Genomic DNA, 23449 nt, shown 5'->3' with positions numbered 1-23449 from the left:
CGCCCACTCACAAGGACTTGTGCCCATGGAAAGAACCCCCTCGGTCGCCTTCGCCATTCTGCTGGCGGCCTGCTCACCCGGCGTGTTTGCCGCCAGCAGCCAGGACTTGAGCGTCACCGGGATCATCACCCCGGCGTCGTGCACGCCTGTGCTGTCCGGCGGTGGCGTGATCGACCACGGCAAGCTGACGGCCAAGGATCTGCACCCGGACTTCCCGACCAGCCTGCAAGCCGGGGAAATGCAGCTACAGGTGCAGTGTGAGGGGGCGACGTTTTTCACCCTGACCACCGTCGACAACCGCGCCGGCAGCTCGGCGATCAACCCGGCACACCATGGGCTGGGCATCATCAACGACGACCAGAAACTCGGCAGCGTGGCGTTTGGCGTGTTCGACCCGGTGGCCGATAGCGTGCCGGTGCAAACCATCCTGTCCCGCGACAACGGCGCCAGTTGGCGTCCGTCCTCGTACCTGGGGCATGCGGCCCTGACCTCGTTCGCCCCGCCTGCAGGCCCTTACACCCCGATGGCCCTGCAAACCCTCAACGCACGTTTGCGGGCATTCACCGTGATCGTGCCCGCCAGCGACCTGACCCTGCTCGACGAAGTGCCCATCGATGGTCAGGCCACGCTGCAACTCAAGTACTGGTAACGCCTTCTTTTCATCTCAACCTGGAGCCTCACCATGAACACCGTACTCAAATCCGTCGCCGTCGCCCTGCTGGCCGCCAGTAGCGCCACTGCGTTTGCTGCGTCCAGTGTCGACCTGACGGTCAAGGGCCTGATCACCCCAAGCGCCTGCACGCCGGCACTGTCCAACGGCGGGACCGTGGACTACGGCAAGATCTCGGCCAAGGACCTGAACATCGATCAGATGACCCCACTTGCCGAACAATCCCTGCAGCTCACCGTCACCTGTGACGCGGCGACGTTGATGGCCCTCGACGCCGACGACAACCGCGCCGGGTCGAACCACGGCAACGACATGATGGAATTCGGCCTGGGTTTGATCAACGACACCGAAAAACTCGGCGCCATGACCCTGCGACTGCTTTCGCCTGTAGCTGATGGCGTTGCAGTCAAAGCCATTGGTTCCGAGGACGGCGGTGTCACCTGGTTCACTGAGCGCTACCTGATGCCCGAGAACCTGATCTCGGTCGCCAACACCAGCGCCGATGCACCGATCCCGGTCCAGGTGCTGACCTCGGAAATGCGTGTCGGCCCCAAGATCGCTCCGGCCAGTGGCTTGACCCTGACCAACGAAGCCGCCATCGACGGCTCGGTGACCGTCACCGTGCGCTACCTGTAACCCCTGAAGCGCGCGACGACAGCCCCCTCCTGTCGTCGTCGCGCCTTGCCCCCTGAACCAGGCAACCGGTGAACCTCCTCCATGAAGCACGTTTCTTCACGCCTTCTTGCCCTGTTTTATCTGCTCAGCGTCGGCTCGTCGGTGCTGGCAGCGTCCAGTACCGAACTGAACGTCACGGGCTTGATCACGCCCAGTGCCTGCGCCCCCACATTATCGGCCAACGGCATTGTCGACCATGGAAGGGTACCGGCACGCAGCCTCAACCAATACGAGTACAGCGCCCTGCCGACCCAGGTCCTGGAACTGGCGGTCAGTTGCAACGAACCGGTGCTGTTCGTGTTGGTGGGCATGGACAACCGCGCCGATTCATCCCTGGGCCCAGGTTTCTACTACGGCCTAGGCACCAACATCCACGCCCCGACCGAACGACTGGGCACTGTGTCCCTGGTGTTTCGCGAGGTGATGGGCGATGGCGAGCGCGTGCTGGTGCTGGCGTCCAGCAACCAGGGCCTGACCTGGTTTCCGGAATCCAACGCCTACCCGAACAACTACATGGGCTTTGCCCATCCCGGCACGCTGGTGCCGGAGCCGCACCGGCTGCTGACGGCCACATTGCAAGTCAACACGTCCATCAACGCCGCCGCCTATTTGACCCTCAAGCAGGAGGTGCCCCTGGACGGGTCCATCGTGCTTGACCTGAGGTATCTGTAGCCATGAATCCCCTACCCTTTTTTACCCGACTGTTCACGTACCTGCGCTACGCCGGCATTTACCTCGCCTCACTCGCCCTGGCATGCGGCGCGCCTGCACTGGTACTGGCCGATGGCATGGTGCCCGACACCTCGGTGGTGATCGTCAACGAGGCCGATGGCGAAGCCTCGGTGACGGTCACCAACACCGACGACAAACTGGCCCTGTTGCACGTGACCCTGGAAGACATCCCCGAGGACAAGGCTTCGCTGCTGTTCGTCACGCCCCCCCTGGCAAGGGTCGAGCCGGCCAAGAGCCAACTGATCCGGTTCATCCTGCAATCAGCCGAGCCGCTGACGACCCAGCGCTTGAAGCGGGTGATTTTCGAAGGCATGCCCCAGGGGCGTTCCGCCGCGCAGGCCGGGCATGCGCGAGTGGGCGTCACCGTGCGCCAGAACCTACCCGTGATTCTGCATCCCAAGGGCCTGGCGCCCAACCGCACACCCTGGACCGGCTTGGAATGGCGCTTGAGCAGCGACCAACTGAGCGTCAGCAACCCGACGCCCTACGTGGTACGCCTGGCCCAGGAATTGAAGCTGTTGCCCGGTGGCGGTTCGGCGTTGTTGCCGCGCACGTACGTGCTGCCGGGTGAAACCCTGAAGGTGACGGCCAGCGGCAGCGGTGCGAACCGTGTGCAGTTGCAGCCGGCCACGGTCTACGGCTTTGCCGTGGCGCCCTACGAAGCACCGATCACCCTATAAAAAAGAGTGGCCTGCCAACGCCACCATCAGGCCTGACTCACCACAGAGTGAGCGGGCCGCCAACTGTTGAGTACGACCTTGTGAGCACAGCAATGACTGACCGCGACGGCGGCGCCGTGCCTGGCGTTTCACCACGCCCGGCACCTTATATTCTGGCGGGGCTGGCCCTGGCGTTGGGCAGTGCACTGCCCATGGGAGAGGCACTGGCCCATGACGACCTGATCGCCGGCTCCTTCGACCCCCAAACCCTGTCGAGACGCGGCATCGACCCGGAACTGGCCAACCTGTTGCTCGAGGCACCGCGCTTTGCCGCAGGCCGGCACGCCGTCAACCTGAACGTCAACGGCCAGCGCCGTGGCCGGGTGGATGTGACCTTCGAGCCACAGGGTGGCTTGTGTTTCAACCGCACACTGCTGGATGCCGCAAACCTGATCGTGCCCGATGACGACGGCGCCCCGACCTGCCATCGCTTTACCGAACGCTTCCCGCAGACCGTGATCGAGCAAGACCCCGCCAGCCTGAGCCTGGCTTTGGTGGTACCGACCGACGCCGTGCGCCCTGCGCAACAGGACATCTCCGGCTACCAGACCGGCGGCTTCGCTGGCCTGCTCAACTACGACCTGACGGGGCTGTACAACGAGTTCGGCGCCGACACCAGCCGCTTCGGCTCGGCCAATACCGAGGTGGGTTTCAACGCCGGTGATTGGATCGTACGCAGCCGCCAGGTAAAAACCTGGCAAGACAGCCGCTCGCGCACCACGCACCTGGACGCCTACGCCCAACGCACCTTCGCCGAGCAGCAGACGGTGTTGCAAGCGGGTCAGATCAGCCTCTACAACCCGGTACTGGCCGGCACACAGATCACCGGTGCCCAGGTACTGACCGAAACGGCGCTGCAGGACCAGAACCAAGGCGCAACCATTACCGGTATCGCCAACAGCCCGGCCCAGGTGGAGGTACGCCAGAACGGCGCACTGATCCACTCAACCGTGGTACCCGCCGGCCCATTCGCCCTGACCGACGTGCGACGCTTGAACAGCCGCGCCGACGTGGAAGTCACGGTCAAGGAAACCACCGGCGAGGAGCGCCGCTTCACCGTGCCCGCTGGCATGCTCGGCCTGGGCTTGCCGGCACCAGGCTATTCGGTGGCCGCCGGCCGCGTGCGCCAGATCGGCGACAGCGACGGCAAGGAGCCCTGGGTGGTCAGTGCCGGCTGGAGCGGCACGGTGCACCCGCAAGTCAGCGTGGGCGGTGGGGGGCTGATGGCCGATGCGTATCGTGCCGTTGGCGTGAACCTGGGTTGGCTACCCTGGCAGGACAGCCAGTTGCAGTTCACCACCCAGGCCGCCGAGGCCAGCCGTGAGGGGCGTGATCGCGGGGTACAGACCGACCTTTCCTGGTCTCAGCGCCTGAACGACAGTTGGTCGCTGAGTACCAGCGGCTCGTGGCGCTCCCAGGGCTATCGCGACCTGGAAGACTCCACCTACGTCGGCAACAGCCGCGACCAGCAGCGTTCGCGTTACCGCGACCAGCAAAGTTTCACCGCGTCCTGGGCGCATCCAGCACTGGGGGCGTTCAGTGCCGGCGTCTCGCGCACGGCGTCGTACAACGGTGAGAGCAGCAGCCGTGCGCTCGCCTCCTGGGGCCGCAGTTTTGGCCGGGTGTCCGTGTCGGCGAGCGCTGAGTGGCAAGTGGGGGGGCGCCAGCAGAACGACAACAGCGTCTACCTGAACCTGAGTGTGCCGCTGGGCGAAAGCCGTCGAGGACGTGCCTGGGCTCGCCACACTGGCGGTGAACATCGACTGGGCGCCGGGGTAAGCGAACAACTCAACGACCAACTCAGCTACCGGGTGGGGGTGGAACGCGACAGTCGCGACCGCGAAGTGGAGTCGTCGCTCGGCGTATCGGCCTTGCCGTGGTACAGCCAGTTGGACTTCAACTACACCCGCTCCGACAACGAGCGCTCCAGCTACCAAGGCGGCGCCCGTGGCGGCGTGGTGGTGCATGGCGACGGCGTGACCTTCTCGCCCTACCCGGTGCGCGAGACCTTCGCCGTGATGTCGGTGGGCGAGATGGCCGGGGTCAAGGTCAGCACCCCTAGTGGCCCAGTCTGGACCGATTGGCAAGGCCAGGCCGTGGTGCCGCAGCTCAACGCCTATGGCCGCAGTCCGGTGGAAGTGCAGACCCGCTCGCTGCCGCGCAACGCCGATATCCACAACGGTCTGGCGATGATCTCCGCCGGCCGCGGAGCGGTGGACAAGGTGCAATTTGGTGTGGCCCTCACGCGCCGCGCACTGCTCAACGTCACCACCGACAGCGGCCAGCCGCTGCCACGGGGCGCCACCGTCAGTACCGCCGAGGGTGAGTTCGTCACCCTGGTGCAGGAAGGCAGCCAAGTGTTCCTGCCCGATGTGCTGGACCCGCGCCCGCTCTGGGTCAAGCCGCCGGGACAGCCCCGCTGCCGCCTGGAGTTCCAACTGCCGGAAGACGCCGACCCCGAGGTGTATTTCGAAACCGCACCGGCCCGGTGCCGCCCGTCATGAGGAGTCCTGTCATGGGCCTGAAACACCTGCTGTATCCCCTGGCTCTGTTGACGAGTGCCGGCGCCTGGGGGGCGGACGAATGCCAACTCAACCTCAGCCAGGCAGAGCTGGACTTCGGCCTGATGAACCGCGCCACGGCCGTGACCCCGGCGGCGGAGCGATGGCTGGGGGAGCGGCAGATCAGCCTCACGCTGAACTGCCCGCACCCCAGCGATCTGAGCCTGTTCTATCGAGGGCCCGGCGCCGGGCCCGAACGGTTCCGCTTTACCGAGCGCGGCACTTACGGTTTGCGGGTCAGCGATGCGGTGCTGGATGGTCAGGCGGTGGAGCTTGGCCAGATTGCGGGCCCGGGCCAGGCGCCCTCCACGACCGGCGCGCAACTGCCTTGGCCGCCGGACCATGGCGTCGTGCCGATGCGGGGTGGCGTCGTGGTAACAGGGCGCAACCTGTCGTTGCAGATCGACGCCAGCGCCTGGGCCAGCGAGGCGGCCACACAGGTGCGCGACGCCGTGACCTGGGACACCGCCGGGCTGTTCGAGGCCCTCGCCGCCGGGCGTTCACGGGAGCTGCGGCTATTGGCACACTTCGCACCTGCGGCTTGTACCCCCACCTTGTCCAATGGCGGCCATGTGGAACTGGGCAAGCTGTCGGTCAGCGACCTGAGCATGGACAAAGACACCGTCCTGGCGCCAAGGGCGCTGTCGCTCAGTGTCATCTGCGATGGGCCCACGGCATTCGCCGTACGCATGCAGGACAACCGCCAGGGCTCCGCCACCGGCATCGCCGATGAAAGCGCCTACGGGCTGGGCCTGGACGCCCGGCAGCAGAAAATCGGGCGTTACCGGCTGCTGTTCGATCCGAGCCGGATCACGGCCGACAGCTTAGGCCCGGTTTTTTCCACCGATTCCGCCAGCGGTGGCCTGCCCTGGAGCAGTGCCAGCGCGCGCATCGCGGCAGTCGGTGCCAATCGCTACCTAGGCTTCAGCGCCACCTCCGGCAGTACCAGCGGCCCCAGCGCGATTCAGAACCTCAATGCGACGCTGAGCCTGGAGGCCGTGATTGCCCCCCTGGGCTCGCTGGACCTGGGCAATGAGGTCCGGCTGGACGGCTCAGGCACCCTCGAAATCATCTATCTATAGGAACGCGACATGAAACCCTTGCTGATCGCCCTCGCTGTCTTTACCTGGGTCAACACAGCCCAGGCCGCTTCCGGTATTGACCTCAATGTCACCGGCCTGGTCACCCCCAGTGCCTGTGAACCGAGCCTGCCCAATGGCGGCCTGTACGACCTGGGCAAAATCGCCGCCCGCGAGCTAACGCTCGACGCACCTACCGTTCTACCGCCCCACAGCCTGCAACTGACGATCAACTGCGAAGCCTCCACCCTATTGGCCCTGGAACCCCGGGACAATCGTCTGGGTTCCAGTTATGCCGGCGATCAGAGTTTCAAGTTCGGCCTGGGGTTGATCAATGGCGTCACCCGGTTGGGCTCCATGACATTGAGCGTCTACTCAGTGGTGGCCGACGGCGTCCAGATGCACCCCATCGGCTCCAGTGGCCCCACTTCGTGGGCACCCGCGAAGTTGCTGTCACCGCACTTTCTGACCGCATTCACGCCGACCCCGACGGTGCCGGTGCCTGCACCGATAAAGCTACTGACAGCATTCCTGTACATCGAGCCCAGCATCGCGCCGGCCAATACGCTGCCCCTGGCCGAGGAGATTCCCATCGACGGGTCCATGACCCTGACCATGAAGTACCTATAGGAGTTGAACCATGAAAATGTTGCTGATTGCAGTGGCCGGGCTTGCCTATGTCATACCCGCCCATGCCGGCTCCACCGCCGAACTGACCGTCGGCGGCCTGATCACGCCCATGGCCTGCACCCCGGTGCTGTCCGGCGGTGGCTTGATCGACTTCGGCAAGATTTCCCAGCAGGACCTCAACCAGGCCACGGGTACCCGGCTGCCACTCAAGTCCTTGACCCTGACCGTCAGTTGCAATGCCCCCGGCCGCTATGCGCTGCGCATGGCCGACAACCGAGACGGCACGGCCCACGTCAACAGCGAGATCTACTACGGCTTGGGCCTGGACAGCGCGGGCAACAAGATTGGCGTGTACTCGGTCAAATTCGACCCCAAGCAAACCGTGGCCGATGACTTGGCAGTGGCCTATGGCACAGAATCGACCACCGGCGGCGTGGCCTGGCGTACGTCCAATACCAACCCCATCGACATCGGCTCACGCAGCTTGCTGGGCTTTACCGATGTGGCGGGCAGCACCGCCGGGCCTTCGGCCATCCGGAACCTGACGAGTACCTTGACCCTGGAAGCCGTGATCAATGCCAAGCAGAACCTGGACCTGAGCGTCGAGACCCCCATGGACGGCTCCGCGACGCTGGAAGTGGTGTACCTGTAATCAGACCTTTTCGCTGGTGACGCCGACGTACTGGGCACGACCTGCCCCGCACCCTGTGACGATCGCACCGACGCCGATCACCGCGAAGACCCAACCGGTGGCTCCCCAGCCACCGGTCCAGTCATGCAGGACGCCCACCGCCAGCGGCCCCAGGGACGCCAGGGTGTAGCCGAACCCTTGGGCCATGCTCGACAGGTTGGCCGCCACATGGGAGTCCCGTGAGCGCAGCACGATCAAGGTCAGCGCCAGGCTGAAGGTGCCGCCTTGGCCCAGGCCAAGCAGAATCGCCCAGCCCCACAGCCCTTCGATGGGCGCATACAGGCAACCGAACAAACCGCCGAGGGTCAGCAGCATCACCACCACGATGGCCAGGCGCTGGTCCTTGCCACGGGTGGCCAGCCAAGGCGCGGCGAGGGAGCTGATCAACTGCACGATGATCGAACCCGACAGCGCCAACCCCGCCTCGGTGGCACTCAGGCCGCGGCCGATCAGGATGGACGGCAGCCAGCCAAACACGATGTACGCCAGGGACGATTGCAGGCCCATATACAAGGTGACTTGCCAGGCCAGCGGATCACGCAGCAACCCTTTCACGCGGTAGGCAACCCGGTGATTCCCCTGTTTGTGCCCGACCTGAGGCAGCCAGAACAACGCCGCCAACACGGCAGGTACAATCCAGAATCCCAGGCCGATATTCCAACTGTCGTCGAAATACTGGCTCAGGGGCACCGTCGCCCCCGCCGCCACCGCCGCGCCCAGGCACAGGGCCATGGTGTAGACACCCGTCATGGCCCCTGCCTGCTTGGCGAAATCTCGCTTGACGATACCGGGCAGCAACACACCGATGATGCCGATGCTGGCACCGGCCATCAGGCTGCCGGCGAACAGCCCGACTTCACCGAAGGAACTGCGCAGGAGAATGCCGGCGGCCAGCGTCAGCAAAATGCCCAGCACCACGCGCTCTGCGCCGAAACGCCGAGCCAGGAGCGGTGCCAAGGGGGCGAACAACCCCAGGCACAGCACCGGCAAAGTGGTCAGCAAGCCAGCCTTGGCCGCTGACAACCCCAGGCTGGCGGACACCTCGCTGAGCAGCGGCGCCATGCTCGACAAAGCCGGGCGCAGGTTCAACGCCACCAGGATCAACCCCAGCAGCAACAGCCATGGGCGGCTCACCTGCGGGTGGGCGTGCTGCACCACCGCATCGTCCGCTTCGGCGTCGATCAACAGTTCTTCAAGCTTGGTTTCGGAGGTCATGGATCCACTGCCAGCAGAGGGATGGTCGTTTGGATGAACAGCCCCACAGCCTATTCGGACACACCTACAAGAGCAACGCACTAGGGTTTTTAGACAGTTAAAAGCGGTTGGGAGGCGGCCACAACGCGTTCTCACGTTACGAACGCGGCACGTTCAGCGACACCAAACACGACAAAGCTGAAACGCTGAACGCGTCCTAGCCCCAAAAAAACAAACCCGGCACCAGGCCGGGTTTGTTTATTCAAGCATCGATCAATGCAAAATCTGGCTCAAGAACAACTTGGTCCGATCATTCTGCGGGTTGTCGAAGAAGTCATTCGGCGCCGCCTGTTCCACGATCTCGCCCTTGTCCATGAAGATCACGCGGTTGGCCACGGTGCGCGCAAAGCCCATTTCGTGGGTGACGCACAGCATGGTCATGCCGTCTTCCGCCAGGCCGATCATGGTGTCCAGCACCTCCTTCACCATCTCTGGGTCGAGTGCCGAGGTCGGCTCGTCGAACAGCATGATTTTCGGCTTCATGCACAAGGCACGGGCAATCGCCACGCGCTGTTGCTGGCCGCCAGACAACTGGCCCGGAAACTTGTGGGCCTGCTCCGGGATGCGCACGCGCTCCAGGTAGTGCATGGCGATTTCCTCGGCCTTGCGCTTGGGCATCTTGCGCACCCACATCGGCGCCAAGGTGCAGTTCTGCAAAATGGTCAGGTGCGGGAACAGGTTGAAGTGCTGGAACACCATGCCGACCTCGCGGCGGATCGCTTCGATCTGCTTGAGGTCGTTGGTCAGCTCCACGCCATCCACCACGATGCGGCCCTGCTGGTGTTCTTCCAGGCGGTTGAGGCAGCGGATGGTGGTGGACTTGCCCGAACCCGACGGGCCGCACAGCACAATACGCTCGCCCTGCTTGACGTTGAGGTTGATGTCTTTCAACACGTGGAACTGGCCGTACCACTTGTTGACGCCCTGCATCTGAATAATGCCTTCAGGGCTCACAGGCTGTTTGATCGCTTCGCTCATAACATCAACTCCTAACGCTTGTGGCCTGTGTCGAGCTTGTGTTCCAAATGAATGGAATAGCGCGACATACCAAAACAGAAAATCCAGAACACCAGGGCTGCGAACACGTAGCCTTCGGTGGCCATGCCCAACCATTTCGGGTCGGCGGCGGCTTGCTTGACGCTGTTGAGCAGGTCGAACAGGCCGATGATGATCACAAGGCTGGTGTCCTTGAACAGCGCGATAAACGTGTTGACGATGCCGGGAATCACCAGCTTCAGGGCTTGCGGCAGAATCACCAGGCCCATGCTGCGCCAGTAACCCAGGCCCATCGCCGCGGCCGCTTCGTATTGGCCCTTGGGAATCGCCTGCAAGCCACCGCGCACCACTTCGGCCACGTAGGCCGACTGGAACAGGATCACGCCGATCAACGCCCGCAGCAGTTTGTCGATGCCCATGCCTTCAGGCAGGAACAACGGCAGCATCACCGAAGACATGAACAGCACGGTGATCAACGGCACGCCGCGCCAGAATTCGATGAAGGTCACGCAGACCACACGAATCGCCGGCATGTTCGAACGCCGCCCCAGCGCCAGCACAATCCCCAGCGGCAACGCGCCGGCGATCCCGACGGTGGCGATCACCAGGGTCAGCATCAGGCCGCCCCATTGGCTGGTCGCCACGTTGGTCAAGCCGAAGATGCCACCGTGCAACAGGAAGTAGGCAATGATCGGGTACAGCACCAGGAAGCCCAGGCCATAGACCGCCTTGCGCGCAAAGCGCGAGATGAACAACGGCGCCACGCCGACGATGGCCAGCCACACGGTCAGGTCCACGCGCCAGCGCAGGTCGCCGGGGTAGTAGCCGTACATGAACTGCCCGAAGCGCTGCTGGATGAACACCCAGCACGCGCCTTCCTTGGTGCAATCGGCACGGGTGGTGCCAACCCAGTTGGCGTCGAGGATTGCCCAGTGCAGGATCGGCGGCACCACCAGGTAGACCAGGTAGAACGCCAGCAACGTCAGCAGGGTGTTGAGCCAACTGGAAAACAGATTGGCGCGCATCCATGCCACCGGGCCGAAGACTTTGCTCGGCGGCGGCATATCAGGTTTGAAAGTATGCGTACTCATGCAGGTTTCCTCACCGCTCGATCAGCGCAATGCGCTTGTTGTACCAGTTCATCAGCAGGGAAATGCTGATGCTGATCGCCAGGTACACGCTCATGGTGATGGCAATGACTTCGATGGCCTGGCCGGTCTGGTTGAGCACCGTGCCGGCAAACAGCGAGACCATTTCCGGGTAACCGATACCGGCGGCCAGCGACGAGTTCTTCGCCAGGTTCAGGTATTGGCTGGTCAGCGGCGGAATGATCACCCGCAGGGCCTGCGGGATGATGACTTTGCGTAGCGTCGGCCCGGGGCGCAGGCCCAGGGAGCGCGCGGCTTCGGTCTGGCCGTGGCTGACGGACTTGATGCCCGAACGCACGATCTCGGCGATAAACGCCGCGGTGTAGACCGTCAGCGCCAGGGTCAACGCCAGCAGTTCGGGAATCAGGACCCAGCCGCCGACAAAGTTGAAGCCCTGCAACTTCGGCATTTCCCAGTGCAGCGGCGCACCGAAGATCAACGCGCACAACGCCGGGATCACGATGAACAGCGCCAGGCCCGCCCAGAATTTGTGGAACGGTTCGCCGGTCGCTTCAAAGCGCTTGTTGGCCCAACGCGTCATCAGCACGATGGCCACGATGGCAACCACGATGCTCACCACAAACGGCCAGAAACCGTCGGCGGCAATCGCTGCCGGCATATTCAGGCCACGGCTGCTGACAAAGAAGGTATCGCCGAAGTTATGACTGTTGCGCGGCCCCGGCATGGTCAGGAACACCGCGAAGTACCAGAACAGGATTTGCAGCAGTGGCGGGATGTTGCGGAACACTTCCACATACACGGTCGCCAGCTTGTTGATCATCCAGTTCGGCGACAGACGCGCCACGCCGATGATGAAACCGAGCAGGGTCGCCAGGATCACGCCGATCACGGTGACCAGCAAGGTGTTGAGCAGGCCGATCACAAAGACCCGGGCATAGCTGTCCGATTCGGTGTAATCGATCAAGTGCTGCGCGATGCCGAAGCCGGCACTGCGTTCAAGAAAGTCGAAACCCGAGGTAATGCCCCGGTGCTGAAGGTTGGTCTGGGTATTGTTGAAGAGGTACCAGCCCAGCGAGACCACCGCCACAATCGTGATGATCTGGAAGAGCCACGCACGCACTTTGGGATCGCTGAAGCTGAGCTTCTGCTTTGGTGCGCCGATTTGATTTTGCATGAAGTGCCCCGGAAATAATGGAACAGAACATCACCCGGCGGTTGGCCCACCGGGTGACAGAACCATCAGCGATCAGCGCACAGGTGGTGCGTATTGAATGCCGCCGTTGTTCCACAGCGCGTTCAGGCCACGGTCGATTTCCAGCGGGGTGCTCTTGCCCAGGTTGCGCTCGAACACTTCACCGTAGTTACCGACCTGCTTGACGATCTGTACAACCCAGTCTTTCTTCACTTTCAGGTCTTTGCCGTATTCGCCGTCAGCACCGAGCAGACGCGCGACGTCCGGGTTCTTGGTGGACTTGGCTTCAGCTTCAACGTTTTTCGAAGTGATACCGGCTTCTTCAGCGTTGAGCATGGCGTAGCCAACCCAGCGCACGATGGCCAGCCACTCGTCGTCGCCGTTACGCACGACCGGGCCCAGCGGTTCTTTGGAAATGGTTTCCGGCAGAACCACGTAGTCCTTCGGCGAGGCCAGCTTGCTGCGCTGGGCGAACAGTTGGGACTTGTCCGAGGTCAGCACGTCGCAACGCCCGGATTCCAGCGACTTGGCGCTTTCATCGGAGGTGTCGAAGGTGATCGGGGTGTATTTCAGGCCGTTGCCACGGAAGTAGTCGGAAACGTTCAGCTCGGTGGTGGTACCGGCCTGGATGCAGATGGTTGCACCGTCCAGTTCCTTGGCGCTCTTCACGCCCAGCTTGTTGTTTACCAGGAAGCCGATGCCATCGTAGTAGGTGATGAAGCCCGGGAATTTCAGGCCCATACCGGCGTCACGGGAGCTGGTCATGGTGGTGTTGCGGGACAGAATGTCGACTTCGCCGGACTGAAGCGCGGTGAAACGCTCCTTGGCGTTCAACTGGCTGAATTTGACCTTGGTCGCATCGCCGAACACGGCAGCGGCAACAGCGCGGCACACGTCAGCGTCGATCCCGAGGATCTTGCCGCTGGCATCCGGCACCGAGAAACCCGGCAGGCCGTCACTCACGCCACATTGCACAAAGCCTTTCTTCTGCACGGCATCCAGGGTGGCGCCGGCTTGGGCGAAACCACTGACACCCAATACGGCCGCCGCAGTCACGATGGCCAGGGTGGATTTCAATACCTTCATTCAAACCTCCAGTTGCTCTTGTTGTGTCGGAGCTCGAACCCCACCGCACCCTTTTGAGGCGACATCGACCCGTGTTGGCTTTTTTTGGGGTCAAACGGCATGAGGCTGTCGCTGTAAGTCCAGTTGCTATCCCAGAGGCGGCTGTCACTGATAGTGTTACCGCCAAGGGAGAGACCTGACATCGGCTTCTCCATAGCAAGCGCCGTACCAGACTGCGCGCTGAGTCGTTTCAGCCCACGGTCAATAGAAAAAGATTCAACCTTGCGACATTCTCTTAACAGATCAACCTGTCGCGCACCGTTCCATCGCACCCAATCGGAGCGCGCGCACATATATGGAGCAGACATGACCGACCCCTTGATTCTTCAGCCCGCCAAGCCCGCAGACGCCTGCGTAATCTGGTTGCATGGCCTGGGTGCCGATCGCTACGACTTCCTGCCGGTGGCCGAAGCACTGCAAGAAAACCTGCCGACCACCCGTTTCGTTTTGCCCCAGGCGCCGACCCGCCCTGTCACTATCAACGGTGGCTACGAGATGCCCAGTTGGTACGACATCAAGGCCATGAGCCCGGCCCGTTCGATCAGCCTGGAAGAACTGGAAGAGTCGGCCCGGATGGTCACGGATTTGATCAAGGAGCAAAAAAGCAGCGGAATAGACGCCTCGCGGATTTTCCTCGCCGGTTTTTCCCAGGGCGGCGCAGTGGTTTTCCACACCGCGTTTACCAAATGGCAGGGAGCCTTGGGTGGTGTGATCGCCCTCTCCACGTATGCGCCGACCTTCAGCGACGAGCTGGAATTGTCCGCCAGCCAGCAACGTATTCCAGCCCTATGCCTGCACGGCCAGTACGACGACGTGGTACAGAACGCCATGGGCCGTAGCGCCTACGAGCATTTGAAGACCCGTGGTGTCACCGTGACATGGCAGGAATACCCAATGGGCCACGAAGTGTTACCCGAAGAGATCCGTGACATCGGCACCTGGCTGACCGCCCGCCTGGGTTGAACCCGGCGTTTATGTAGCCGTATGACAGACGCACTACGCCGCGCCCGTTTCTTGCATTACACTGGCCGGCGTACATTCCTTAACCAATTAATGAGATCACCGTGCTCGAAGCACTCAAGAAGATGTTCGGCAAAAGCGAGGCCGAGCCGCTCGCGCCTGTTCCCAGTGCTCCTGTCCCGACTGCCGGCAGCCGCAATGACGGTAAACAGCCAGAGCGGCCTGCGCCTGTCGCCCAGCCGACGACGCCTACGGTGACCACGCCTGAACCGGCTAAAGAAGCGGCACCGGCCCCCAAGCCTCGCCGCGAGCGCGCGCCCAAGCCGCCGGTCATTCCCTGGAAACTCGAAGACTTCGTCGTCGAACCCCAGGAAGGCAAGACCCGCTTCCACGACTTCAAACTCGCCCCGGAACTGATGCACGCCATCCAGGACCTGGGTTTCCCATACTGCACGCCGATCCAGGCACAGGTGCTGGGCTTCACCCTGGCGGGCAAAGACGCCATCGGCCGCGCCCAGACCGGCACCGGCAAGACCGCCGCGTTCCTGATCTCGATCATCACCCAGCTGCTGCAGACGCCGCCGCCGAAAGAGCGCTACATGGGTGAACCGCGCGCGCTGATCATCGCCCCGACCCGCGAGCTGGTGGTGCAGATCGCCAAGGACGCCGCCGACCTGACCAAGTACACCGGTCTCAACGTCATGACGTTCGTCGGTGGCATGGACTTCGACAAGCAGCTCAAGCACCTCGAAGCCCGTCACTGCGACATTCTGGTTGCCACCCCCGGCCGCCTGCTGGACTTCAACCAGCGCGGCGACGTGCACCTGGACATGGTCGAAGTGATGGTGCTGGACGAAGCCGACCGCATGCTCGACATGGGCTTTATCCCGCAAGTACGCCAGATCATTCGCCAGACCCCGCCGAAATCCGAGCGCCAGACCCTGCTGTTCTCCGCGACCTTTACCGAAGACGTGATGAACCTCGCCAAGCAGTGGACCACCGAGCCGTCCATCGTCGAGATCGAAGCGGAAAACGTCGCCAGCGAAAACGTCGAGCAACACATCTACGCCGTGGCCGGTGCCGACAAGTACAAGCTGCTCTACAACCTGGTCAACGACAACGGTTGGGAGCGTGTGATGGTGTTTGCCAACCGCAAGGATGAAGTGCGCCGCATCGAAGAGCGCCTGGTGCGTGATGGCGTCAACGCCGCGCAACTGTCCGGTGACGTGCCACAGCACAAGCGCATCAAGACCCTGGAAGGTTTCCGCGAAGGCAAGATCCGCGTGCTGGTGGCCACCGACGTGGCAGGCCGCGGGATTCACATTGATGGCATCAGCCACGTGATCAACTTCACCCTGCCGGAAGTGCCGGATGACTATGTGCACCGTATTGGTCGTACTGGCCGTGCGGGGGCTGCGGGTGTGTCGATCAGCTTTGCCGGGGAAGATGATTCGTACCAGTTGCCGTCGATCGAAACGTTGCTGGGGCGCAAGATCAGTTGTGAGACGCCGCCGACGCATTTGCTGCGCCCGGTAGAACGCAAACGCCCTGCTTAAGCTGAAATGCAGTAAAAAAATGTGGGAGCGGGCTTGCTCGCGAATACGGTGTATCAGTCATGCATGTATCGACTGACACTCCGCATTCGCGAGCAAGCCCGCTCCCACATTGGGTTTTGTGTTTGGCCTAAGATTTCCAGCGGTCTGCGGCGGCGTAGTCGCTACTGCGCCCTTCCACCCAGCGCGGCCCCTCACTGGTATTTTCCTTCTTCCAGAACGGCGCCCGCGTCTTCAAGTAATCCATCACGAACGCACAGGCATCAAACGCCGCCTGGCGATGAGCGCTCGCGGCTGCCACGAACACAATCGGCTCTCCCGGCTCCAACGCGCCGACGCGGTGCAGCACTTCCAGCTTGAGCAACGGCCAGCGCTGCTCGGCCTCCACGGCAATCTTGGCCAGGGCTTTCTCGGTCATGCCGGGGTAGTGCTCCAGGAACATCCCCGCCACCTCCAGGCCGTCGTTGAAGTCGCGCACGTAGCCGACAAAACTCACCACCGCACCTACGCCCACGTTGGCCGCATGCATGGCGTTGACCTCGGCGCCCGGATCGAACGCCTGGACCTGCACTCGAATGGCCATGCTCAGCCTCCGGTCACCGGCGGAAAGAACGCAACCTCATCGCCAGCCTTCAACGGCTCGTCGAGGCCACACAGCTCCTCGTTGCGCGCACACATCAGGCTGGTTTCGTTGAGCACGTCAAAACCTGGATCGGCGGCCAACGCCAAACGCACCGCGTCGACAGTGGCGAACTCGCCTTCCATTTCCAGCGAGTCCAAGCCAATCACTTCGCTGTAACGCGCAAAAAACAATACGTTGATGCTCATGCCTGGTCCGCCTTGAAATGCCCGCTCTTGCCGCCCAGCTTTTCCAGCAGGCGAATGCTTTCGATGGTCATGCCCCGGTCCACGGCCTTGCACATGTCGTAGATGGTCAGGGCCGCGACGCTGGCGGCGGTGAGGGCTTCCATCTCCACGCCGGTCTGGCCGGAGAGTTTGCAGCGCGCCAGGATGTGCACCGAGTCTGCGCCGTCGGCGCTCAGTTCGACCTTGACGCCCGTCAACATAAGCGGGTGGCACAACGGGATCAGATCACTGGTTTTTTTCGCCGCCTGGATCCCGGCGATGCGGGCCACGGCAAACACGTCGCCCTTGGGATGGGCGCCGTCGACAATCATTTGCAGGGTCTCGGGCAGCATGCGCACCCGGGCTTCGGCCACCGCTTCACGGAACGTCACGGACTTGTCGGTAACGTCGACCATGTGGGCGCGACCTTGGGAATCGAGATGAGTCAGCACAGGGATACTCCTGATCAGGAGCAGCGATTGTAAACCCAACACTGATCAATATGTGGAGAGCGCTTGTGTGGGAGCGGACTTGCTCGCGAATACGGTGTGTCAGTCAATACATTCGGCGACTGATACTCCGTATTCGCGAGCAAGCCCGCTCCCACATTTTGACCGCGTTTAGAGGTGCGACTCGGCGTATTCAGCCAAGATCGAGCGTGGAACACCCTGCAGCGCAATATGCACGCCGTTCGGGAAGTCCTTGAAGCGTTCCGTCAGATAGGTCAGCCCGGAGCTGGTCGCGGACAGGTAAGGAGTGTCGATCTGTGCCAGGTTGCCCAGGCACACCACTTTGGAACCGGCGCCGGCACGGGTGATGATGGTTTTCATCTGGTGCGGCGTGAGGTTCTGGCATTCATCGATCAAGATCAGGCTTTGCTGGAAGCTGCGACCCCGGATGTAGTTGAGGGATTTGAACTGCAACGGCACTTTGCTGAGGATGTAGTCGACGCTGCCATGGGTGTTTTCGTCATCCATGTGCAAGGCTTCGAGGTTGTCGGTGATCGCCCCCAGCCACGGCTCCATTTTTTCCGCTTCGGTGCCGGGCAGGAAACCGATTTCCTGATCCAGGCCCTGCACGCTGCGGGTGGCGATGATGCGGCGATAGCGCTTGGTCACCATGGTCTGCTCGATGGCGGCGGCCAGGGCGAGAATGGTTTTGCCGGAACCGGCGGCGCCCGTCAGGTTGACCAGGTGGATGTCCGGGTCGAGCAGCGCGTACAGCGCCAGGCTCTGGTAGATGTCACGCGGTTTCAGGCCCCAGGCTTCCTGGTGCAACAGGGGTTCCTGATGCAGGTCGAGAATCAGCAGCTTGTCGACCTGGATCTCTTTGATCCAGCCCACAAAGCCCTGTTCGTCGACGATGAATTCATTGATATGCACGGCCGGCAGGTTGTCGATCAGTTGCACCTGGTGCCAGGTGCGGCCATGGTCCTGGCGGGTTTCAACCTTGCTGACGCGGTCCCAGAACGAGCCGGTCATCATGTGATAACCACGGGACAGCATCGATACGTCATCGACCAGTTGGTCGGTGCTGTAGTCCTCGGCCGCGATCCCACACGCACGGGCCTTGAGGCGCATGTTGATGTCTTTGGTCACCAGCACCACGCGCAGGTCCTTGTCACGCGCGTGCAGGTCGATCAACTGGTTGATGATCTTGTTGTCGTTGAGGTTTTCCGGCAGTAGGCTGTTGGGTTCGCGGCCCTTGCTCATCAGGATCGACAGCAAGCCCTTGGGCCCGCTCTTGCCGCGCTGGATCGGCACGCCGACTTCAACGTCCTCAGGAGAGGCCTCGCCCAAGGTCTTGTCGATCAGGCGAATGGCCTGGCGGCATTCGGCCGCAACGCTGTGGTGCCCGCTTTTGAGTTTGTCGAGTTCCTCAAGCACGATCATCGGGATGGCGACGTGGTGTTCTTCAAAGTTGAGCAGTGCGTTTGGATCGTGGATCAATACGTTGGTATCAAGCACATAAAGGATTGGCTGGTCGGAAGAAGGGGTGCGTCCGTGATCATCCATACTCGGTCACCTTTTGTGGGAGCCAGTCGACGCAATACCTAAGCGGTGCTGCGCCTCGATTCGACCACCGAATGCACCTGAGGGACGTCAAGTGCATGCCCACATGAGGAGTCTTGAAAGACGCCACCTGTGCTGCAGGTTTCGGCGATCTGACTTCGTAATACCGCAAAACCTATGACAGGAAAAAGCACTTTGACGTTTTTTTGAAGTTTATTTTTCAGGATGACGAATAGCACTAGCCGAGTGCCATGCACCCCGTTAAAGTCGGAAGTCCGCCTGCATCGATTTGTCGCACAAAATCACCCCGAAAATGCCCCGCACCCAACAGGGCCGGGCACTTCAGCGAAACGCCTCGCGGCAGTCCTGCCAACCCAAGCCACTCTGTGCCGTCGCCTGCATCAACTGCGGCAATGCGACCCGCGCCTTGTCCTGGGTGTCGTGAAACACAATCACCCCTTTGCGCCATAGCAACATCAACGTCAGCACCCGCTGCGCCGACTCTTCGGCCTTGAGCTTGCCCGGTTCGTCCTGGGAATCGATGTCCCACAACGCCACCTGCAAACCCTGGGACTGGAAAAACCCCTGGCTGTCGGCGCGGCGCTGGCCGTACGGCGGACGGAACAGCGGCACATAGTTTTCCGGCATCAGGTTCTGCGCCAGCGACGCGCTGCGGGTGATCGAGCTTTGCCAGTCGACCCAGTGGCTGTGGGAGCGGTACTGCCAGCCCTGGGTGCCCACGCACTGGCCCTGGTACAACGTCTGCACATCACTGGCAGAACTGCGCTCCACGCGGGTTTGCAGGCTGCTGCCAAGGACGAAGAAGGTGGCGTTCAGCTTCTGCTTGCGCAGGTAGTCGGTAAGCCAGTCGGTATTGCCGCTGACGGGCGCGGGGCCGCCGTCGAAGGTCAGCAGAAACAGGCGGTCGTTGAATTCATCGCCATTGCGCTCGTGATCGCCAAACCGCGCGACTTCACTGCTGATCTGCGGGAACAGCGCAGCCTTGCGCAGCAGCTCGTCCAGGTAGCGTTCGTGGAAAACGTGGCTGGGGTTCGCCCAGCCTATATAGAAGGAGTTTTCACTGACCTCGAGCTTGCCCGCCTGCTCGCGCAGATCGTCCATGTTCTCTACCAAGTAGCAAAACGAGGCGTCCTCTTCGCAGCTTTTCTGGGCGACCAGGTAGTTCTCCAACAGGCGCTGCCAGAGCTGGCGACGCAAGTCGTCGATGGCGGCCAGGTTGATGATCTTCAAGCCCAGGCGCTGTTTGAGCGCCGCCTCGTCCAGGGCTTCGCTGGCCAACAGGCCATGGGCAAACATGAGGATTTCCGCACGCGAGGCCACATCGAACAGCGCCGGGCTGCTGAGCTTTTCGGGCCAGGTGCCACGGTCCAGGCTGGCCACATCCACCGGCGCGGCCTGGGCGTTCAGGCAGAGCAGGCAGGCCGACAATAAAAGCGCTATTCGCACGCAGGGTCTTCCTTTGCAGAGTTACCGCCCATCATAGCGGATCATGCCTATCGCCATCATAGGTGGAGTCAAAACGCCCCAGCCCCTAGAATCGCGGCACGATTTAAGGAGACGACTTCATGCTGACGGTGATTTCACCCGCCAAGACCCTCGATTTCGAGACCGCGCCCGCCACCCAGCGCTTTACCCAGCCGCAGTACCTGGATCACTCCCAGGAACTGATCGAGCAACTGCGCGAAATGAGCCCGGCACAGATCAGCGAACTGATGCATGTGTCCGACAAGATCGGCGGCCTCAACGCGGCGCGCTTCGGCAGCTGGAACCCCGCCTTCACCCCCGCCAACGCCAAGCAGGCGCTATTGGCCTTCAAGGGTGACGTGTACACCGGCCTCAACGCCGAGACCTTCAGCGATGCCGACTTCAGCTACGCCCAGGACCACTTGCGCATGCTCTCGGGCCTCTACGGCCTGCTGCGACCCCTGGACCTGATGATGCCGTACCGCCTGGAGATGGGCACCAAACTGGCCAACGCCCGTGGCAAGGATCTCTACGCCTTCTGGGGCACGCGCATCAGCGAATGGCTGAACGAAGCCCTGGCCGAGCAAGGTGACGACGTGCTGCTGAACCTCGCGTCCAACGAGTACTTCTCGGCGGTCAAGCGCACGGCCCTGAATGCGCGGATCATCAACACCGAGTTCAAGGACTTCAAGAACGGCCAGTACAAGATCATCAGCTTCTACGCCAAGAAGGCCCGGGGCATGATGAGCCGCTTTGTGATTGAAGAGCGCATCAACGACCCGGCCAGGCTCAAGGAGTTTGATGTGCAGGGTTATCGCTTCAATGCCGAGCAGTCCAAGCCGGACAAGCTGGTGTTCCTGCGCGATCACGCACCGGAATAAAGCCAAACCCGTGTGCTTCAGACAACGAGATCCAACTGTGGGAGCGGGCTTGCTCGCGAATGCGGCGTGTCAGTCGATAAATTCTTATCTGACCCACCGCATTCGCGAGCAAGCCCGCTCCCACAGTTTTGATCGCATTTCAAATCTAGAGTCGCCATTTTTTTGGCGTCAAAAAACATTTTGACGTACTCCTAACAATTCTTTCACTCGACATTCGTCATTTTTTTTCGTAGTGGCACCACTTTTTTCAAACACTAGTGGCACAAAACTATCCCCGCGTACCAACTCCCTATAACTATTGGCCCAAATAGCAAGTGCTATCAATATAGTACTAGTGCCATCTCTTCTCATATTTCAAGAAATTTCAGGAAACAGGATGAGCGGGCTGGAACTTCATCAAAACCCACGGCTCATACCACCGGTAACGAAATTCTCTGTTTCTGTAAGAGATGACTTACATGGCGATCCAAGGAAGTAGCGAAGTTGCCCCATCAACTTTGACTCACGGGTCACATCATCAACTGATATGAGTTGAGGGCAGCGATAAGGATTAATTGCTAACCCCTATAGGCCAAGGCAGCGCTTACCCAAATGTGTCAGTGATGACACCCAAGGCTTTGATAGTTAAAGGCTTATGGCCTGTATCAAGGTCCTGCGGCACTGGCGTCGGACCCTTCCCCCAAGGAAGGCCGGCTGCATTTGAGGGCAAGCCCCAATAACAAGGCCAAGTTGCGCACAACTTGAGTGCAATAGTTAGTCACTCACTAATTAACATGCCCGTACGCGGTAAGTCGGCGTCTATTCGCCCAACTTCCGTGGCATCAGTGACGCTTGCAAACATGAACTCCGGCCAATTATTGGCATGATTATTAAAGAGGTAAATGCGATGCGCATCAGCATATTTGGTCTCGGTTACGTCGGCGCAGTCTGTGCCGGTTGCCTGTCTGCCCGTGGCCACGAAGTGGTCGGCGTAGACATCTCCAAGGACAAGATTGACCTGATCAACGCTGGCAAATCGCCCATCGTTGAACCGGGCCTGGGCGAACTGTTGAGCCAGGGTATTCAAACCGGCCGACTGCGCGGCACCACCAACTTCGCCGACGCCATCCGCGATACCGACCTGTCGATGATCTGCGTCGGTACGCCAAGCAAGAAAAACGGCGACCTGGAACTGGACTACATCGAAGCCGTGTGCCGCGAAATCGGTTTTGTCCTGCGCGACAAGACCACCCGCCACACCGTCGTGGTGCGCAGCACCGTGTTGCCAGGCACCGTGGCGAACGTGGTGATCCCGATCCTCGAAGACTGCTCCGGCAAAAAAGCCGGCGTCGACTTCGGCGTCGCGGTCAACCCGGAGTTCCTGCGTGAATCCACCGCCATCGCCGACTACGACCTGCCACCGATGACTGTCATCGGCGAGTTCGACAAAGCCTCCGGCGATGTCCTGCAGTCGCTGTACGAAGAACTCGACGCGCCGATCATCCGCAAGGACATCGCCGTTGCCGAGATGATCAAGTACACCTGCAACGTGTGGCACGCCACCAAAGTCACCTTCGCCAACGAGATCGGCAACATCGCCAAGGCCGTCGGCGTCGATGGCCGCGAAGTGATGGAAGTGGTCTGCCAGGACAAGACTCTCAACCTGTCCCAGTACTACATGCGCCCAGGCTTCGCCTTCGGCGGTTCGTGCCTGCCAAAAGACGTACGTGCCCTCACCTACCGCGCCAGCTCCCTGGACGTGGAAGCGCCGCTGCTCAACTCGCTGATGCGCAGCAACGAATCCCAGGTACAGAACGCCTTCGACATCGTTGCCGGCCACGACAAGCGCAAAGTCGCGCTGCTGGGCCTGAGCTTCAAGGCCGGTACCGACGACCTGCGTGAAAGCCCGCTGGTAGAACTGGCGGAAATGCTGATCGGCAAGGGTTACGACCTGAGCATCTACGACAGCAACGTCGAGTACGCCCGTGTGCATGGTGCGAACAAGGACTACATCGAAGGCAAGATCCCCCACGTGTCGTCCCTGCTCAACTCGGACTTCGATGACGTGATCAACAACTCCGACGTGATCATCCTCGGCAACCGTGACGAAAAATTCCGCGCCCTGGCGCAGAACGCACCGCACGGCAAGCAAGTGATTGACCTGGTGGGCTTCATGAAAAATGCGACCTGCACCACAGGCCGCACCGAAGGCATCTGCTGGTAACAGCAACGGCAAGTTTCAGGCGGCGCGCGTTTCCATCCCCAGCGCTCGCCGCCTGAAACCTCCTTCACCTTCGGAA

The 23449-nt window shown here is 61.6% G+C and carries 23 protein-coding genes; 12 read left to right on the top strand and 11 right to left on the bottom strand.

Annotated features, from left to right (window positions below):
* The first annotated feature begins 25 nt into the window (after positions 1-25).
* From PSH81_RS05130 to PSH81_RS05095, 8 genes are all read left to right on the top strand, one after another.
* Complete coding sequence (locus PSH81_RS05130) at positions 26-649, top strand: DUF1120 domain-containing protein (protein ID WP_226457439.1); 624 nt, start codon at positions 26-28, stop codon at positions 647-649.
* Between the two features lie 33 nt (positions 650-682).
* Positions 683-1306, top strand: coding sequence for a DUF1120 domain-containing protein (locus PSH81_RS05125; protein WP_305392106.1), 624 nt, complete (start codon positions 683-685; stop codon positions 1304-1306).
* An 81-nt stretch (positions 1307-1387) separates the two neighbouring features.
* Positions 1388-2017, top strand: a complete 630-nt coding sequence (locus PSH81_RS05120) for a DUF1120 domain-containing protein (RefSeq protein ID WP_226457441.1) — start codon at positions 1388-1390, stop codon at positions 2015-2017.
* A 2-nt stretch (positions 2018-2019) separates the two neighbouring features.
* Positions 2020-2757, top strand: a complete 738-nt coding sequence (locus PSH81_RS05115) for a fimbria/pilus chaperone family protein (protein ID WP_305392105.1) — start codon at positions 2020-2022, stop codon at positions 2755-2757.
* Between the two features lie 92 nt (positions 2758-2849).
* The gene (locus PSH81_RS05110; RefSeq protein ID WP_370694888.1) at positions 2850-5300 is read left to right on the top strand and encodes a fimbria/pilus outer membrane usher protein; all 2451 of its coding nucleotides are present in this window, start codon (positions 2850-2852) and stop codon (positions 5298-5300) included.
* An 11-nt stretch (positions 5301-5311) separates the two neighbouring features.
* The gene (locus PSH81_RS05105; protein ID WP_305392103.1) at positions 5312-6439 is read left to right on the top strand and encodes a DUF1120 domain-containing protein; all 1128 of its coding nucleotides are present in this window, start codon (positions 5312-5314) and stop codon (positions 6437-6439) included.
* A gap of 9 nt (positions 6440-6448) precedes the next feature.
* Positions 6449-7066 carry a DUF1120 domain-containing protein gene (locus PSH81_RS05100; RefSeq protein WP_305392102.1) on the top strand — a complete coding sequence of 206 codons (618 nt, stop codon included), beginning with the start codon at positions 6449-6451 and terminating at the stop codon, positions 7064-7066.
* Between the two features lie 10 nt (positions 7067-7076).
* Positions 7077-7718, top strand: a complete 642-nt coding sequence (locus tag PSH81_RS05095) for a DUF1120 domain-containing protein (protein WP_305392101.1) — start codon at positions 7077-7079, stop codon at positions 7716-7718.
* Here PSH81_RS05095 and PSH81_RS05090 read toward each other — a convergent pair whose 3' ends face one another.
* The 6 genes from PSH81_RS05090 to PSH81_RS05065 form a co-directional block, all read right to left on the bottom strand.
* Positions 7719-8972, bottom strand: a complete 1254-nt coding sequence (locus PSH81_RS05090; protein WP_226457447.1) for a CynX/NimT family MFS transporter — start codon at positions 8970-8972, stop codon at positions 7719-7721.
* Between the two features lie 252 nt (positions 8973-9224).
* Entirely contained in the window at positions 9225-9989 is a 765-nt protein-coding gene (locus PSH81_RS05085) for an amino acid ABC transporter ATP-binding protein (protein ID WP_003171943.1), read from the bottom strand.
* Between the two features lie 11 nt (positions 9990-10000).
* Positions 10001-11098, bottom strand: a complete 1098-nt coding sequence (locus PSH81_RS05080; protein ID WP_192297532.1) for an amino acid ABC transporter permease — start codon at positions 11096-11098, stop codon at positions 10001-10003.
* Positions 11099-11108: 10 nt separating this feature from the next.
* The gene (locus PSH81_RS05075; RefSeq protein ID WP_192297534.1) at positions 11109-12290 is read right to left on the bottom strand and encodes an amino acid ABC transporter permease; all 1182 of its coding nucleotides are present in this window, start codon (positions 12288-12290) and stop codon (positions 11109-11111) included.
* Between the two features lie 72 nt (positions 12291-12362).
* On the bottom strand, positions 12363-13394 hold the full coding sequence (locus tag PSH81_RS05070; RefSeq protein ID WP_004371891.1) for an amino acid ABC transporter substrate-binding protein: 1032 nt from the start codon (positions 13392-13394) through the stop codon (positions 12363-12365).
* Positions 13391-13741, bottom strand: a complete 351-nt coding sequence (locus PSH81_RS05065; protein ID WP_305392100.1) for a hypothetical protein — start codon at positions 13739-13741, stop codon at positions 13391-13393. The genes PSH81_RS05070 and PSH81_RS05065 overlap by 4 nt, the downstream gene beginning before the upstream one ends.
* On the opposite strand from PSH81_RS05065, the gene PSH81_RS05060 reads away from it, so the two are divergent.
* Both PSH81_RS05060 and rhlB read left to right on the top strand, forming a co-directional pair.
* Positions 13740-14396 carry an alpha/beta hydrolase gene (locus PSH81_RS05060; RefSeq protein WP_226457449.1) on the top strand — a complete coding sequence of 219 codons (657 nt, stop codon included), beginning with the start codon at positions 13740-13742 and terminating at the stop codon, positions 14394-14396. The two genes, PSH81_RS05065 and PSH81_RS05060, sit on opposite strands and share 2 nt — an antisense overlap.
* Positions 14397-14497: 101 nt before the next feature.
* Complete coding sequence (gene rhlB, locus PSH81_RS05055; RefSeq protein ID WP_192297538.1) at positions 14498-15949, top strand: ATP-dependent RNA helicase RhlB; 1452 nt, start codon at positions 14498-14500, stop codon at positions 15947-15949.
* 127 nt (positions 15950-16076) lie between these two features.
* Here rhlB and moaE read toward each other — a convergent pair whose 3' ends face one another.
* The 5 genes from moaE to PSH81_RS05030 form a co-directional block, all read right to left on the bottom strand.
* The gene (moaE, locus tag PSH81_RS05050; protein WP_226457450.1) at positions 16077-16529 is read right to left on the bottom strand and encodes a molybdopterin synthase catalytic subunit MoaE; all 453 of its coding nucleotides are present in this window, start codon (positions 16527-16529) and stop codon (positions 16077-16079) included.
* Positions 16530-16531: 2 nt separating this feature from the next.
* Positions 16532-16774, bottom strand: a complete 243-nt coding sequence (locus tag PSH81_RS05045; protein WP_192297542.1) for a MoaD/ThiS family protein — start codon at positions 16772-16774, stop codon at positions 16532-16534.
* Positions 16771-17244: a cyclic pyranopterin monophosphate synthase MoaC gene (moaC, locus tag PSH81_RS05040; RefSeq protein WP_017736740.1), complete on the bottom strand. Its 474-nt coding sequence runs from the start codon at positions 17242-17244 to the stop codon at positions 16771-16773. Before moaC ends, PSH81_RS05045 begins: the two co-directional genes overlap by 4 nt.
* 168 nt (positions 17245-17412) lie before the next feature.
* Complete coding sequence (locus PSH81_RS05035; protein WP_192297545.1) at positions 17413-18807, bottom strand: PhoH family protein; 1395 nt, start codon at positions 18805-18807, stop codon at positions 17413-17415.
* A gap of 339 nt (positions 18808-19146) precedes the next feature.
* The gene (locus PSH81_RS05030) at positions 19147-20271 is read right to left on the bottom strand and encodes a polysaccharide deacetylase family protein (RefSeq protein ID WP_305392099.1); all 1125 of its coding nucleotides are present in this window, start codon (positions 20269-20271) and stop codon (positions 19147-19149) included.
* Between the two features lie 119 nt (positions 20272-20390).
* Between PSH81_RS05030 and yaaA the strand changes: the two genes are divergently transcribed.
* A complete protein-coding gene (gene yaaA / locus PSH81_RS05025) occupies positions 20391-21170 on the top strand; it encodes a peroxide stress protein YaaA (RefSeq protein ID WP_226457452.1) in 780 nt (259 codons plus the stop codon).
* Positions 21171-22056: 886 nt separating this feature from the next.
* The gene (locus PSH81_RS05020) at positions 22057-23373 is read left to right on the top strand and encodes a nucleotide sugar dehydrogenase (protein WP_192297551.1); all 1317 of its coding nucleotides are present in this window, start codon (positions 22057-22059) and stop codon (positions 23371-23373) included.
* The last annotated feature ends 76 nt before the right edge of the window (positions 23374-23449 follow it).

It is taken from the genome of Pseudomonas sp. FP2335 (assembly GCF_030687535.1).
Classification (GTDB): Bacteria; Pseudomonadota; Gammaproteobacteria; order Pseudomonadales; family Pseudomonadaceae; genus Aquipseudomonas.
The sequence above is the reverse complement of the archived record's forward strand: the minus strand, read 5'-3'. Positions and strand labels throughout refer to the sequence as shown.